Annotated in this window: 10 protein-coding genes and 1 tRNA gene; all 11 read left to right on the top strand. The window is 61.4% G+C overall.

Annotated features, from left to right (window positions below; genetic code table 11):
* The 11 genes from JET14_RS14785 (at window position 1) to rpoB (ending at window position 14,321) form a co-directional block, all read left to right on the top strand.
* On the top strand, window positions 1-582 hold the full coding sequence (locus JET14_RS14785; RefSeq protein WP_024707352.1) for a DUF924 family protein: 582 nt from the start codon (window positions 1-3) through the stop codon (window positions 580-582).
* A gap of 78 nt (window positions 583-660) precedes the next feature.
* Window positions 661-3,240 (top strand): mechanosensitive ion channel domain-containing protein, encoded by a 2,580-nt coding sequence (locus JET14_RS14780; protein ID WP_200334510.1) that lies wholly within the window; start codon window positions 661-663, stop codon window positions 3,238-3,240.
* 233 nt (window positions 3,241-3,473) lie between these two features.
* Entirely contained in the window at window positions 3,474-5,987 is a 2,514-nt protein-coding gene (locus JET14_RS14775; protein WP_200334508.1) for a GcvT family protein, read from the top strand.
* A 326-nt stretch (window positions 5,988-6,313) separates the two neighbouring features.
* Window positions 6,314-6,389 (top strand) — tRNA-Trp (locus tag JET14_RS14770).
* A gap of 170 nt (window positions 6,390-6,559) precedes the next feature.
* Window positions 6,560-6,760: a preprotein translocase subunit SecE gene (gene secE / locus JET14_RS14765; protein WP_183488605.1), complete on the top strand. Its 201-nt coding sequence runs from the start codon at window positions 6,560-6,562 to the stop codon at window positions 6,758-6,760.
* Between the two features lie 22 nt (window positions 6,761-6,782).
* Window positions 6,783-7,313, top strand: coding sequence for a transcription termination/antitermination protein NusG (gene nusG / locus JET14_RS14760; protein ID WP_024707355.1), 531 nt, complete (start codon window positions 6,783-6,785; stop codon window positions 7,311-7,313).
* A 143-nt stretch (window positions 7,314-7,456) separates the two neighbouring features.
* The gene (gene rplK / locus JET14_RS14755; protein ID WP_138748006.1) at window positions 7,457-7,885 is read left to right on the top strand and encodes a 50S ribosomal protein L11; all 429 of its coding nucleotides are present in this window, start codon (window positions 7,457-7,459) and stop codon (window positions 7,883-7,885) included.
* A 5-nt stretch (window positions 7,886-7,890) separates the two neighbouring features.
* Window positions 7,891-8,586 (top strand): 50S ribosomal protein L1, encoded by a 696-nt coding sequence (gene rplA / locus JET14_RS14750; protein ID WP_200334506.1) that lies wholly within the window; start codon window positions 7,891-7,893, stop codon window positions 8,584-8,586.
* A gap of 342 nt (window positions 8,587-8,928) precedes the next feature.
* Window positions 8,929-9,447 (top strand): 50S ribosomal protein L10, encoded by a 519-nt coding sequence (rplJ, locus tag JET14_RS14745; protein ID WP_200334505.1) that lies wholly within the window; start codon window positions 8,929-8,931, stop codon window positions 9,445-9,447.
* Window positions 9,448-9,513: 66 nt separating this feature from the next.
* Entirely contained in the window at window positions 9,514-9,891 is a 378-nt protein-coding gene (gene rplL / locus JET14_RS14740) for a 50S ribosomal protein L7/L12 (protein WP_200334504.1), read from the top strand.
* Window positions 9,892-10,178: 287 nt separating this feature from the next.
* Window positions 10,179-14,321: a DNA-directed RNA polymerase subunit beta gene (gene rpoB, locus JET14_RS14735; protein ID WP_200334503.1), complete on the top strand. Its 4,143-nt coding sequence runs from the start codon at window positions 10,179-10,181 to the stop codon at window positions 14,319-14,321.
* Window positions 14,322-14,405 lie beyond the last annotated feature (84 nt).

The following is a 14,405-nucleotide window of genomic DNA, read 5'->3' as shown; positions in this document are numbered from 1 at the left end:
ATGAGTGAGTTCATCGAAACCGTCGCCAGCCCCGATCAGGTGCTTTCATTCTGGTTTGACGAACTGACGCCGAAAGACTGGTTCCAGCCCGACGATGTGGCGGCTCTCGACAACGCCATCCTCTACCGTTTCTTTGCCACCCACCGGGCGCTGGCGCGCGATGTCGACGGAGCCTGGCGGGCAACGCCCGAGGCCCAGCTTGCGGCCGTGATCGTGCTCGACCAGTTTCCCCGCAACATCTACCGCGCAACGCCCATGGCCTTTGCCACCGACATGCTGGCGCTCCGGGAAGCGAAGCTGGCGATCGCCAGCGGCGCCCACGAAAAGGTCGCCGAAAGCCGTCGGGCGTTTTTCTTCATGCCTTTCGAACATTCCGAAAATCTTGCCGATCAGGACCGTTCGGTAGCGCTCTTTGCCGCGCTCGGCAATGAGGAGTTCTCGTCCTATGCCGAAAGCCACCGGGAGGTGATTGCCCGGTTCGGCCGTTTTCCCCATCGCAATCCGATCCTGAAGCGGCGCTCGACCCGCGCCGAACTGGCCTATCTATCGGGCGGGGAAAGCACCGGCTGGGGGCAGAAATAGACTTCCGCCGTCATCAAAACGACGCGCTTGGGCGGTTCAAGGCGCGTCTGTGAGTTTCTGGAGAAAGAAAGGGATCCGATGCGGCGGAAAAAGGCGAGGGGCGGTTTCCGGCTTGCGGTGTTGGCGGCGGGACTTCTTTGCGCCCTGTCCGGCGCCCCCGTCCATGCCCAGCAGGCAACGCCCGCCCCGCCTTCCGCTTCCGGCACGGGGCAGCAGCCGAACGATGCGGTGGCGACGACACGGGATCCGTTCATTTCCGAGACCGCGACGGCGCTCGATGCCTATGGCGATGCGCTGTCCTCGATTTCCGAGGCGGTCGGCGGCGAGGGCGGCAGCGACGATGCGCTGGCCAGGCTGCAGGTTCAGGTCGACCAGCTTCAAAGCGAGCTTTCAAAGACCGACGGCGCCATTCAGGCCCGGCTTGGCGATGTCCGCGCTCAACTGGCGGAGCTTGGCAGCGCGCCCGGGCCGGGCGAAAGCCCGGAGCCGGACGTGACGACGCAGGAGCGCAACACGCTCCTCGCCGAGCGTTCCGAGCTCAACGCACTCGCCGACAGGCTGAGCAAGCTTGGATCCTCGGCCGAGGAAACCTCCGACAGGGTATCCGAGATCCGGCGCGAGCAATTCGCCCGCGCCTTGTTCAAGCATACCGATCTGCAGGAGCTTTTCTCGACCGATTTCGGGACGCTCTGGCATCAGCAGTTTGACGCTTTCAGGGCGTCTTATGGCGGCTGGCTGAGTTTCATCTGGCAGTCGAAACGCATCCAGTTCATCATCGCCAACCTGCTCTCGATCCTTGCCGCGGCCTTTGCCTACCGGCTCTCCACACGGTTTGTCGAACGCACGAAGCTGGACCTGCAGATGGAGGAGCCGGACTACGTGATCCGGTTGCTGGCCGCCTTCTGGACGACGATGATCCCCTGCCTGGCGCTCTTCGCCTTTCTCACCGTGTCCTATGTCCTGTTTGTCGGCATGGGCATTTTCCTGCCCGATGTCGAGCGCTTCGTCCTGCAGGCCTATATCTCAGGCGCGATCATCTTCTTCGTGTTCCTCCTGTCGCGCAATGTGCTGACGCCGGGCCGGCCGCAATGGCGGCTGATGCCGATCGGCAACGCCGCCTCGCGCAACCTGATGCTTGCCTTCACGGCAATGGCCCTGATCAACTGGGGCGATATCCTGATCGGCGTGCTGAACGAGACGCTGGACGCCGGCGTCCAGATCGATGTGCTGCGCAGCCTGATTTCCTCCGTCCTGATCGGCGCCATTCTCGTGGCCGTATCCTTCATCCGCCCGCGGCCGCCGGTCGAGGCGGAGAAGAAGCGCACGCGCACGATCGCTATCCTGTTCCCCTCTGCCATCGCCTTTTCCGCGCGCATGGTCGGGCTGTTCGTCATGCTCTGCGCGCTGGTCGGCTACGTGGCGCTTGCCCGTTTCGCCGCCAAGCAGGTGGTGCTGACGGGGGCGGTGCTGATCACCATGTATATCGGCATGCTCGTCGGCCAGGCGGTATCGCAGGCCGGCAGCATCGCCCGCACCAGTTTCGGCAAGCGCTTCGTCGAACGGTTCCAGCTGTCGGCCGTGCGCGCCGACCAGTTGTCGCTGCTTGCCGGGCTGTTCATCTACGCGCTGACGCTGTTCATCGGCATTCCGCTGGTGCTGCTGTCCTGGGGCGTGCGCTACGAGCAGATGCGGCTGTGGGCCGCAAACAACCTGACCTCCGTCACCATCGGCTCGATCACCATTTCACTTGGCGGCATTCTGGTCGGGGTCCTGCTGTTCGTCGGCGGCTTTCTCGCGACGCGGTGGTTCCAGGGCTGGTTCGACAACAATGTCCTGTTGCGTTCGCGCGCCGATGCCGGCGTCCGCAATTCCGTCAAGACCGGGATAAGCTATCTCGGCATCGTGTTGGCGAGCCTCCTGGCGATCTCGGCGGCAGGCGTCAATCTCTCCAGCCTGGCGCTGGTCGCCTCCGCCCTGTCCATCGGCATCGGCTTCGGCCTGCAGACGATCGTCTCCAATTTCGTGTCAGGCCTGATCCTACTGGCCGAGCGGCCGTTCAAGGTCGGCGACTGGATCGTGTCCGGGACCACGGAGGGTTTCGTCAAGCGCATTTCCGTGCGCGCGACAGAGATCGAGACCTTCCAGCGCCAGTCGATCATCGTGCCGAATTCCGAACTGATCAACGCCTCCGTCGGCAACTGGATGCACCACAACCAGATGGGCCGCTCCGAGGTCGCCGTCGGCGTCTCCTACGACAGCGATCCGCGAAAGGTGATGGATATCCTGATGGACATCGGCACCTCGCATCCGCTGGTACTCCAGAATCCGGAGCCGATGGTGATCTTCATGGGGTTTGGCGAGTCGACGCTTGATTTCGAGGTTCGCGTCTATCTCGCCGACGTGTTCAACGGCATTTCCGTGCGCAACGACATCCGCGTGGCGATCTTCGAGCGCTTCAAGGAGGAAGGCATTACCATTCCCTATCCGCAGCGCGACCTGCATATCATCCCGCAGAAGGAGCGTCGCGACGAGCTGGCGGATGCAATCCGCAAGCACACGCGGAAGAACGCTCCGGCGGAACCCGTCGCGCCGGCGCACGAGGCCCGGCCGATGTTCGACCATCCCGACGCCGGCAATGATGACGGCGGCGAGCGGTAAGCAAATCGAGCCGCGTCGCGCCCGCAAGACTGCATGTCGCAAACGGGCTGTTGGCGGCGCGGTGCGCGTTGCATAGTCGGCTGAAGAACGGCCCGTCGACAAGCGAGCCAGTTTGCGGACAAACCTCCCCCGTTGGGGTCAAGCCCGAGCATGACGCATCAAGGGGTTGGAACCTTGTCACCAGACTGACACGCCGAAGGCGGGCACTGGCGCTATCCTCAGAGGCGGAACGGATGACAACGAAAACTCGGGCACTGGTGATCGGCGGCGGCGTCGTCGGCGTGTCGACGCTTTACCATCTGGCGAAGAAAGGCTGGGACGATGCGGTCCTGATCGAGCGCAAGGAACTGACCTCCGGCTCGACCTGGCACGCGGCCGGCCTGCTGCCGCTGTTCAACATGAGCTATTCCGTCGGCCAGCTGCACAAATATTCGGTCAATCTCTATTCGGCGCTCGAGGAAGAAACGGGGCTCAACGTCGGCTTCTCGAAGGTCTCCAATATTCGCCTGGCGATGACCAAGGACCGGATGGATGAGTATCTCTATTATTCCGGCATTGCCGAGACTATCGGTGTTGATTTCCGGTTCCTGACACCGGAACAGGTGAAGGAGGTCTGGCCGCTCTGCGAGACCGACGGCATTCTGGGCGCGATCCAGCATCCCGACGACGGCTATATCCAGCCCGCCGACCTGACCCAGGCGCTGGCGAAAGGCGCGCGCGACAACGGCGCACGGATCATGCGCAACACGACGGTGATCGAGATCCGCCAGAACCCTGACGGCACCTGGCAAGTGGAAACCGACAAGGAAAGTTTCACCGCGGACCACGTGATTTCCTGCACCGGCAATTTTGCCCGAAAGACCGGCGAAATGGTCGGCCTCAACGTACCGGTCATCCCGGTCGAGCACCAGTATATCGTCACCGAGCCGCATCCGGCGATCCTGGAGCGGAAGAAACAGGGCTTGCCCGAAATGGGCGTGCTCCGCGAGTCCGACAGCGCCTGGTACATGCGCGAGGAGGCGGGCGGGCTGATCCTGGGACCTTATGAAGTCGGCGCGCCGGTCTGTTATGTCGACGGGCCGTCTGCCGACAGCGAATACGAGCTGTTCCAGGAAGAACTCGATCGGCTGATGCCGCATATCGAGACGGCCTTTACCCGTGTTCCGGCCTTTGCCGAGGTCGGCATCAAGACGGTCTATAACGGCGCGATCGCCTATACGCCCGACGGCAACCCGATCGTCGGTCCCGCGCCGGGTCTGAAGAATTTCTGGCTCAATGAGGGCCATTCCTTTGGCATCACGGCTGCCGGCGGCGCAGGCTGGCAGCTTGCCGAATGGATCGTCAACGGCGAGCCGACCGTGGACCTTGCCGGCGTCGATCCGCGCCGCTTCGGGCCCTACGCGACGGAAGGCTACCTCATCGCCAAGAACGAGGAGGCCTACGCCAATGTCTTCACCATGCATTATCCGGACGAGGAGCGCGGGGCCGCCCGGCCGCTGAAGGTCTCGCCGGTCTATGAACGGTTGAAGGCGCTCGGCGGCGTGTTCGGCTCGGTCTATGGCTGGGAGCGCGCCAACTGGTATGCGCCTGAAGGCTATGCGCTGGATGAGAGCGAACTCGGCGTCGGCGCCGATGTGCTGACCAATCACAATTACGCCCCGGCGCTGGACGATGGCCGGATCGTGGAAAAATGGTCGTTCCGCCGCTCGAATTATTTCGAGCATGTCGGCAACGAGGTGAGGCATGTGCATGAGAAGGTCGGCATTCTCGACATGACGCCCTTTGCCAAGATGGAGGTTTCCGGCCCCGGCGCGCGCGACTTCCTTGACTCGATCTTCGCCAATGCCGTGCCGAAGAAGCAGGGCCGCATCGCGCTTTGCCATCTTCTCGGCAGCCAGGGCGGGGTGAGGGCGGAGTTCACGCTCTATGAATGGGCGCCCGGCCGCTTCTATCTGGTTTCCGGCGCGGGGCTTGAAAGCCACGACCACGATCTTCTGACGAAGCTCGCGCCGACAGACGGTTCCGTGACGCTCCGGCCGCTGACCATGGAAATGGGCGTGCTGGTGATTGCCGGACCGAAATCACGCGACCTGTTGAAGAAGCTGACGCGGACATCGCTGGAAAACGCGGACTTCCCCTGGCTCACCGGTCAGCCGATCTCGATCGGCGCGGCAAGCTGTCATGCGCTGCGCGTCAATTTCGTCGGCGAGCTCGGCTGGGAACTGCACCACCCGATCGCCATGCAGACCTATATCTTTGACAAGCTGATGGAAGCCGGCGCCGAATTCGACATCAAGCCTTTCGGCATCCGCGCAATGGGGTCGATGGCGTTGGAAAAATCCTACCGCGCCATGCAGCGGGAGATGACCATCGAATATACCGCCTACGAATCGGGCCTCGATCGCTTCATCAAGCCGAAGAAGGATTTCATCGGCAAGGAAGCCCTGCTGTCGAAGAAGGAGGAGGGGCTTTCCGCCGTCTTCGCCACGCTGGTCGTCGATGGCGTCACCGATTGCGATGCGCGTGGCTCCGAGGCGATCTACGACCTCGACGGCAATCTGGCCGGCCGCGCCACCCAGGGCGGCTTCGGCTGGCGCATCGGCAGGTCGATCGCGCTCGCCATGCTGAAGCCGGACTATGCCGCGCCGGGCACGAAGCTGAAGATCAGGATTCTCGGCGAACTTTTCGACGCCACGGTAGTGGAGGAAAGTCCGTTCGATCCGGAGAATGAGGCGCTGCGGGCCTGAGTCGGGAGGATGCTCGCACCGCCCCTCCGTCATGCCGGCCTCGAGCCGGCATCCGTGGTGGCTGGAACAGGGTTGGTTTTGTGTGTTTGACCGGTCCAGCGTGCGCGTTTACCGCGGCATATGCCATTCGTTCGACCGTAGATCCCGGCTCAGGGCCGGGATGACGGAGCAGACAGGCCTCATGATTTGAACAGGAGGCGGAGCATTGCCTCTTTCCTTCCCCGGCTTTCTTCAAAAAACACTCTTGCCAAGCGCGCCTCATCCCCGTAAATGGGGCGCCAGATCGGATGGGGCTGCGCGGAAACGCTGGCGGCCCGATTTGATGAAGGGGTATAGCTCAGTTGGTAGAGCGGCGGTCTCCAAAACCGCAGGTCGGGGGTTCGAGCCCCTCTGCCCCTGCCAGTTTGACGGTTCTGCCAGCGCGGTGCGCGGCGGCTCGCGTGGACGTGATACAAGAAAATTTCGTTTTTCTCTTGTCTGAGCGAAAAACGATGATATGTAATGCAAAACAGACTCGCGGTGCGTGGAGCTGGTTACTTCCGCTTTACGTGCCGTAAAGGTGTGGGCAGTTTATGGCATCGAAAACCAATCCATTCACGTTTCTGCAGCAAGTGCGCGCTGAGACGGCCAAAGTCGTTTGGCCTTCCCGGCGCGAAACTGTGATCTCGACTCTCATGGTCATGGTGATGGTTGTCGTGGCAGCGTTCTTCTTCTTCGCGGCTGATCAGCTGATGAGCCTGGCGATGAATTTCATCCTCAATCTCGGCGCCTGATCGGGAAAAGGGGAGAAGCACTATGGCGATGCGCTGGTATATTGTTCATGCCTATTCCAACTTCGAGAAGAAGGTGGCCGAGGCAATCGAGGAGAAGGCCAAGCAGAAGGGCCTCGATCATTTCTTCGATCGTATCCTCGTTCCGACCGAAAAGGTCGTCGAAGTCCGTCGCGGCCGCAAGGTCGATTCGGAACGCAAGTTTTTCCCGGGCTATGTTCTGGTGCGGGCAGACCTCAATGACGAGGTCTTCCATCTGATCAAGAACACGCCGCGGGTAACCGGTTTTCTCGGCAGCGACCAGAAGCCTGTTCCGATCCCGGATTCCGAGGCCGAGCACATTCTCGGCCAGGTGCAGGAGGGCGTCGAGCGGCCGAAGGCGACCGTATCCTTCGAGATCGGCGAGAATGTCCGCGTGTCCGACGGTCCGTTTGCCTCGTTCAACGGCGTCGTTCAGGATGTCGACGAGGAGCGTGCCCGCCTGAAGGTCGAGGTCTCGATCTTCGGCCGCGCAACGCCGGTGGAACTGGAATACGCCCAGGTCGAAAAAGTTTGAGCTTTTGTCCCACGGGGCAATTTCGCGTGGAAGGGCAGGGCGCTTAGCCGGTGTCCATCAATCCCGCACCACGCAACCGCAGCCGCCGGCAGGTGCCGGCATGATGGGCCGGCAAGCCGGTCCGAGATGAGAAAGGCAGAGTAATGGCTAAGAAAGTTGCAGGCCAGCTCAAGTTGCAGGTCCCGGCAGGTTCGGCAAATCCGTCCCCGCCGATCGGTCCCGCTCTTGGTCAGCGCGGCATCAACATCATGGAATTCTGCAAGGCGTTCAATGCCGCCTCGCAGGAAATGGAAAAGGGCATGCCCATCCCGGTAATCATAACCTATTACCAGGACAAGTCCTTTACCTTCGTCATGAAGCAGCCCCCGGTCGCTTACTTCCTGAAGAAGGAAGCGAAGATCAAGTCGGGTTCCAAGACCCCGGGCAAGGCGAGCGCAGGTTCGATCTCCTCCGAGCAGGTCCGCAAGATCGCGGAAGCCAAGATGAGCGACCTGAACGCCGCCGATATCGAAGGCGCAATGCGCATGGTCGAGGGCTCCGCCCGCGCCATGGGCCTGGAAGTGACGGGTTGATTGCCATGACGAAGATTGCAAAGCGTATCCAGAAGACCCGAGAGGGCATCGACGTCAACAAGCTCTATCCGCTTTCCGAGGCCGTTCAGATGGTCAAGGAACGGGCTGTTGCAAAGTTCGACGAATCCATCGAAATCGCGATGAACCTGGGCGTTGACCCGCGTCACGCAGACCAGATGGTTCGCGGCGTCGTCAACCTGCCGAACGGCACGGGCAAGAGCGTTCGCGTTGCCGTGTTCGCCCGCGGCCCGAAGGCTGATGAAGCCAAGGAAGCCGGTGCGGATGTCGTCGGCGCGGAAGACCTCGTCGAGCAGGTTCAGGCCGGCAATATCGACTTCGACCGCTGCATCGCGACCCCGGACATGATGCCGCTCGTCGGCCGTCTCGGTAAGGTTCTCGGCCCCCGCGGCATGATGCCGAACCCGAAGGTTGGCACCGTGACCATGGACGTGAAGGCCGCCATCGAAGCCTCCAAGGGCGGCGCTGTCGAGTTCCGCGTCGAAAAGGCCGGTATCGTGCATGCCGGCGTTGGCAAGGCCTCGTTTGACGCAAGCGCGCTGGAAGAAAACATCCGCGCCTTCGCCGATGCCGTCGTCAAGGCAAAGCCGGCCGGCGCCAAGGGCAACTACGTCAAGCGCGTCGCGCTGTCGTCGACGATGGGCCCGGGCGTCAAGATCGACTTCTCGTCGGTCAACGCTTAAGTTTTGAATTTCCGGAAGCGATTGTCTTCCGGTGAAAAGTTTCCGGGCTCCAGGGCCCGGAAAATGACCGGGACGAAAATCCCGGTTTCCTGTCCGAGATTGCAGGTGGGCAACCTTAATTCAATGCCTGCATGAGACGGGTGAGACCCAATTTTACCGCTGGCGGTCAAGCCTGACGCGGTTTAGTTCGGTTCGAACCTGGTGTGCCTAGGCGCTTGAGAAATCGCGCGCCGAAGGGGGCAGGATCCTCGAGCGTCGCTTGGGATCTTGGGTCAAAGCAAGTCCCTTGCGGCAAAGGCAACCGACAGGTCCGTCAATGGTCCTGTCAACTGGAGATAGGCAGTGGAAAGAGCGGAAAAACGCGAATTCGTCACGGAACTGAACGAAGTCTTTAAGGCTTCCGGCTCGGTTGTCGTTGCCCACTATGCCGGTGTCACCGTTGCGCAGATGAACGATTTCCGTTCGAAGATGCGTGAAGCGGGCGGCACTGTCAAAGTCGCGAAGAACCGCCTGGCCAGGATTGCCCTTCAGGGTACGGAGTCCGAGGGAATGGCTGACCTGTTCACAGGTCAGACGCTCATCGCCTATTGCGATGACCCGGTGACGGCTCCGAAGGTCTGCATGGATTTCGCCAAGACCAACGACAAGCTCGTTGTCATCGGCGGCGCCATGGGGGCAACCGTGCTCGATGCCGAGGGCGTCAAGTCGCTTGCGACGATGCCTTCGCTGGATGAGCTGCGTGCGAAGCTGGTTGGTATGATCCAGACCCCGGCGACCCGCATCGCGACGATTGCTTCGGCACCCGCAAGCCAGCTTGCGCGCGTGCTCAACGCCTACGCCACGAAGGACGAAGCCGCTTGAGGCGGTTTTTCGCTGTTTATGAAATTTCGACCCAGTTCGAACCAAACACACTGAAGGAAGACTAACATGGCTGATCTCGCCAAAATCGTAGACGAACTTTCTGAACTGACGGTTCTCGAAGCCGCTGAACTGTCCAAGATGCTCGAAGAGAAGTGGGGCGTTTCCGCCGCTGCTCCGGTCGCCGTTGCTGCTGCCGGCGGCGCTGGCGAAGCCGCTGCCGCTGTCGAGGAAAAGACCGAATTCGACGTTGTCCTGGCCGATGCCGGCGGCAACAAGATCGGCGTCATCAAGGAAGTTCGCGCCATCACCGGTCTCGGCCTCAAGGAAGCCAAGGAACTCGTCGAGAGCGCTCCGAAGGCCATCAAGGAAGCCGTTTCCAAGGGCGAAGCCGAAGAGCTCAAGGGCAAGCTGGAAGCAGCTGGCGCCAAGGTCGAGCTCAAGTAAGCTTTACTTTACTGTTCCGCGGGCGGGCGCAGGCCTGCCCGTGGGGCGACAATTGAACTGAAACCATTACCCAAAGTCCCATTTCGGGCCTTTGGGTAATGGGTTCTCTTCAGGACCCTTTCGACGGGCAGCGCGACCGGCAACGGCCTGACGCTCGGATAGTCGAGAAATTATGGAGATCGAGCCTTTCCGGCGGAATTGGAAATGGCTCTCAAATAACGACGGAGCCGACTGGCCATCGGTACCCGTCTGTTGCAGGCCCGGATGCAGATTGACAAGGAGCGACGATGGCTCAGACCCTTTCCTATAATGGTCGCAGGCGCGTGCGCAAGTTTTTCGGTAAGATCCCGGAAGTGGCGGAGATGCCGAACCTCATCGAGGTTCAGAAGGCGTCCTACGACCAGTTCCTCATGGTTGACGAGCCCAAGGGCGGTCGTCCCGACGAGGGGCTGCAGGCGGTCTTCAAGTCCGTCTTCCCGATGACCGATTTCTCGGGCGCTTCCATGCTCGAATTCGTTTCCTACGAATTCGAGCAGCCGAAGTTCGACGTCGAGGAATGCCGGCAGCGCGACCTGACCTATGCCGCGCCGCTGAAGGTCAAGCTGCGCCTCATCGTGTTCGACATCGACGAGGATACCGGCGCGAAGTCGATCAAGGACATCAAGGAGCAGTCGGTCTATATGGGCGACATGCCGCTGATGACCAACAACGCGACCTTCATCGTCAACGGTACCGAGCGCGTTATCGTTTCGCAGATGCACCGTTCGCCGGGCGTCTTTTTCGACCACGACAAGGGCAAGAGCCACTCTTCCGGCAAGCTGCTGTTTGCCGCCCGCGTGATCCCCTATCGCGGTTCCTGGCTCGACATCGAGTTCGACGCCAAGGATATCGTCCATGCGCGCATCGACCGCCGCCGCAAGATTCCGGTGACATCGCTTCTGATGGCGCTCGGCATGGACACCGAGGAAATTCTCGAGACCTTCTACGAGAAGGCGGTCTACGAGCGTGAGGGCGACGGCTGGAAAGTGCCGTTCTCGCCGGAACGTCTGCGCGGCCAGAAGGCCGTGACCGATCTCATTGACGCCGATAGCGGCGAGGTGGTGATCGAGGCCGGCAAAAAGCTGACCCCGCGCATGCTCAAGAAGCTCGCCGAAGGCGGCCTGAAGGCGCTCAAGGTTACCGATGACGAACTTTACGGCACGTTCCTGGCCGAGGACATCGTCAACATGGAAACCGGCGAGATCTATCTCGAGGCCGGCGAAGAACTGGACGAGAAGAACCTGGCGGGCGTGATCGAGCAGGGCATCGACGAACTGTCGATCCTCAACATCGACCACGTCAATGTCGGCGCCTATATCCGCAACACGCTGGTCGCCGACAAGAACGAGAACCGTCAGGACGCGCTCTTCGATATCTATCGCGTGATGCGTCCGGGCGAGCCGCCGACCATGGAATCGGCGGAAGCGATGTTCAATTCGCTGTTCTTCGATGCCGAGCGCTATGACCTCTCGGCCGTCGGTCGCGTCAAGATGAACATGCGTCTCGACCTTGATGCGCCGGATACGATGCGCGTGCTGCGCAAGGAAGACATCCTGGCCGTCGTCAAGACGCTGGTGGATCTCCGCGACGGCAAGGGCGAGATCGACGACATCGACAATCTCGGCAACCGCCGCGTCCGTTCGGTCGGCGAACTGATGGAGAACCAGTACCGTCTGGGCCTCCTGCGCATGGAGCGCGCGATCAAGGAGCGCATGTCCTCGATCGAGATCGACACGGTGATGCCGCAGGACCTGATCAACGCCAAGCCGGCGGCTGCCGCCGTGCGCGAATTCTTCGGTTCCTCGCAGCTGTCGCAGTTCATGGACCAGATCAACCCGCTGTCGGAAATCACCCACAAGCGTCGTCTCTCGGCGCTCGGCCCGGGCGGTCTGACGCGCGAACGCGCGGGCTTCGAGGTCCGCGACGTGCATCCGACCCATTACGGCCGCATCTGCCCGATCGAGACTCCGGAAGGCCCGAACATCGGTCTGATCAACTCGCTGGCGACCTTTGCGCGCGTCAACAAGTACGGCTTCATCGAAAGCCCGTACCGCAAGATCTCCGAGGACGGCAAGCTCACCGATGAGGTAATCTATCTGTCGGCTATGGAAGAGGCGAAATATTACATCGCCCAGGCCAATTCGGTGATGAATGAAGACGGCACCTTCGTCGAAGAGTTCGTCGTCTGCCGTCATGCCGGCGAAGTCATGCTGGCCCCGCGCGAAAACATCAACCTGATGGACGTCTCGCCGAAACAGCTCGTTTCGGTGGCGGCAGCCCTCATTCCGTTCCTGGAAAACGACGACGCCAACCGCGCCCTGATGGGCTCGAACATGCAGCGTCAGGCCGTGCCGCTGCTGCGCGCCGAAGCCCCGTTCGTCGGAACCGGCATGGAGCCGATCGTTGCCCGTGACAGTGGCGCTGCCATCGGCGCCAAGCGCGGCGGCGTGGTCGACCAGGTCGACGCGACCCGTATCGTTATCCGCGCGACGGAAGATCTCGATGCCTCCAAGTCGGGCGTTGATATCTACCGGCTGATGAAGTTCCAGCGTTCCAACCAGAACACCTGCGTCAACCAGCGTCCGCTGGTGCGCGTCGGCGACGTGGTCAACCGTGGCGACATCATCGCCGACGGCCCGTCGACGGACCTCGGCGATCTGGCGCTCGGCCGCAACGCGCTGGTCGCGTTCATGCCGTGGAACGGCTACAACTACGAGGACTCGATCCTGCTTTCCGAGCGGATCGTTTCGGATGACGTCTTCACCTCGATCCATCTGGAAGAATTCGAGGTCATGGCCCGTGACACCAAGCTCGGCCCGGAAGAAATCACCCGCGACATTCCGAACGTCTCGGAAGAAGCGCTGAAGAACCTCGATGAAGCCGGTATCGTGTACATCGGCGCCGAAGTGCATCCGGGCGACATTCTCGTCGGCAAGATCACGCCGAAGGGCGAAAGCCCGATGACGCCGGAGGAAAAGCTCCTGCGCGCGATCTTCGGCGAGAAGGCCTCCGACGTTCGCGACACGTCGATGCGCATGCCGCCCGGCACCTTCGGTACCGTGGTTGAAGTCCGCGTGTTCAACCGCCACGGCGTCGAGAAGGACGAGCGCGCCATGGCGATCGAGCGCGAAGAAATCGAGCGTCTCGCCAAGGACCGTGACGACGAACAGGCCATTCTGGACCGCAACGTCTATGCGCGTCTTGCCGACATGCTGCGCGGCCACACGTCGATTGCGGGTCCTAAGGGCTTCAAGAAGGGCGTTCAGCTTTCCGATGAAGTCATCGGCGCCTATCCGCGTTCGCAGTGGTGGATGTTCGCCGTCGAGGACGAGGAAGCGCAGGGCGAACTTGAAGCCCTTCGCGGCCAGTACGACGAATCCAAGGCCCGCCTTGAGCAGCGGTTCATGGACAAGGTCGAAAAGGTCCAGCGCGGCGATGAAATGCCTCCGGGCGTGATGAAGATGGTCAAGGTCTTTGTTGCCGTGAAGCGCAAGATCCAGCCCGGCGACAAGATGGCCGGCCGTCACGGCAACAAGGGTGTGGTTTCCCGCATCCTGCCCGCCGAGGACATGCCGTTCCTGGAAGACGGAACCCATGTCGATGTCGTGCTGAACCCGCTTGGCGTGCCGAGCCGCATGAATGTCGGTCAGATCCTGGAAACGCATCTTGCGTGGGGTTGTGCCGGCATGGGCAAGCGCATTGGCCAGATGCTCGAGGAGTATCAGGAAACCAATGACATCAAGCCGCTGAAGGAAACGCTGACCAAGGTCTATGCCTCGGAAGCCAAGGACGAAGTCTCGAATTTCGACGACGAAAGCCTGGTGCGTCTGGCCGACGAAGCCAAGCGCGGCGTGTCCATCGCCACGCCGGTCTTTGACGGTGCGCATGAGGGCGACGTCTCCGAGATGCTGTCCTGGGCAGGTTACAATCCGTCGGGTCAGTCGACGCTTTACGACGGCCGTACGGGCGAGCCCTTCGACCGCCAGGTCACCGTGGGCTACATGTACATGATCAAGCTCAACCATCTGGTTGACGACAAGATCCACGCCCGTTCGATCGGTCCGTACTCGCTCGTCACCCAGCAGCCGCTCGGTGGCAAGGCGCAGTTCGGTGGCCAGCGCTTCGGCGAAATGGAGGTCTGGGCTCTGGAAGCCTATGGCGCCGCCTATACGCTGCAGGAAATGCTGACCGTGAAATCGGACGACGTTGCCGGCCGTACCAAGGTCTATGAGGCGATTGTCCGCGGCGATGATACGTTCGAGGCCGGTATTCCGGAATCGTTCAACGTTCTCGTCAAGGAAATGCGTTCGCTGGGCCTTTCCGTCGAGCTTGAAAACCGTGCCGACGAGCCCGGTGAGGAAGCCGACGAAATGCCGGACGCTGCGGAATAAGATCAGAACACGGTGCGCCCGCCGCCAAAAGCCGGGCGCACCTTTGACACCGAGCGCATGGTAAGCGCAAAGTGTCATTTTTGC

Source organism: Martelella lutilitoris (assembly GCF_016598595.1).
Lineage (GTDB): Bacteria > Pseudomonadota > Alphaproteobacteria > Rhizobiales > Rhizobiaceae > Martelella > Martelella lutilitoris_A.
Note: the sequence above shows the minus strand (reverse complement) of the source record. Positions and strands in the feature narration are given on the sequence as shown.

Excerpts from the sequence above, each read along its gene's own strand:
- JET14_RS14785 (WP_024707352.1), top strand. The coding sequence starts at position 1 with ATGAGTGAGTTCATCGAAACCGTCGCCAGCCCCGATCAGGTGCTTTCA.
- JET14_RS14780 (WP_200334510.1), top strand. The coding sequence starts at position 661 with ATGCGGCGGAAAAAGGCGAGGGGCGGTTTCCGGCTTGCGGTGTTGGCG.
- JET14_RS14775 (WP_200334508.1), top strand. The coding sequence starts at position 3,474 with ATGACAACGAAAACTCGGGCACTGGTGATCGGCGGCGGCGTCGTCGGC.
- secE (WP_183488605.1), top strand. The coding sequence starts at position 6,560 with ATGGCATCGAAAACCAATCCATTCACGTTTCTGCAGCAAGTGCGCGCT.
- nusG (WP_024707355.1), top strand. The coding sequence starts at position 6,783 with ATGGCGATGCGCTGGTATATTGTTCATGCCTATTCCAACTTCGAGAAG.
- rplK (WP_138748006.1), top strand. The coding sequence starts at position 7,457 with ATGGCTAAGAAAGTTGCAGGCCAGCTCAAGTTGCAGGTCCCGGCAGGT.
- rplA (WP_200334506.1), top strand. The coding sequence starts at position 7,891 with ATGACGAAGATTGCAAAGCGTATCCAGAAGACCCGAGAGGGCATCGAC.
- rplL (WP_200334504.1), top strand. The coding sequence starts at position 9,514 with ATGGCTGATCTCGCCAAAATCGTAGACGAACTTTCTGAACTGACGGTT.
- rpoB (WP_200334503.1), top strand. The coding sequence starts at position 10,179 with ATGGCTCAGACCCTTTCCTATAATGGTCGCAGGCGCGTGCGCAAGTTT.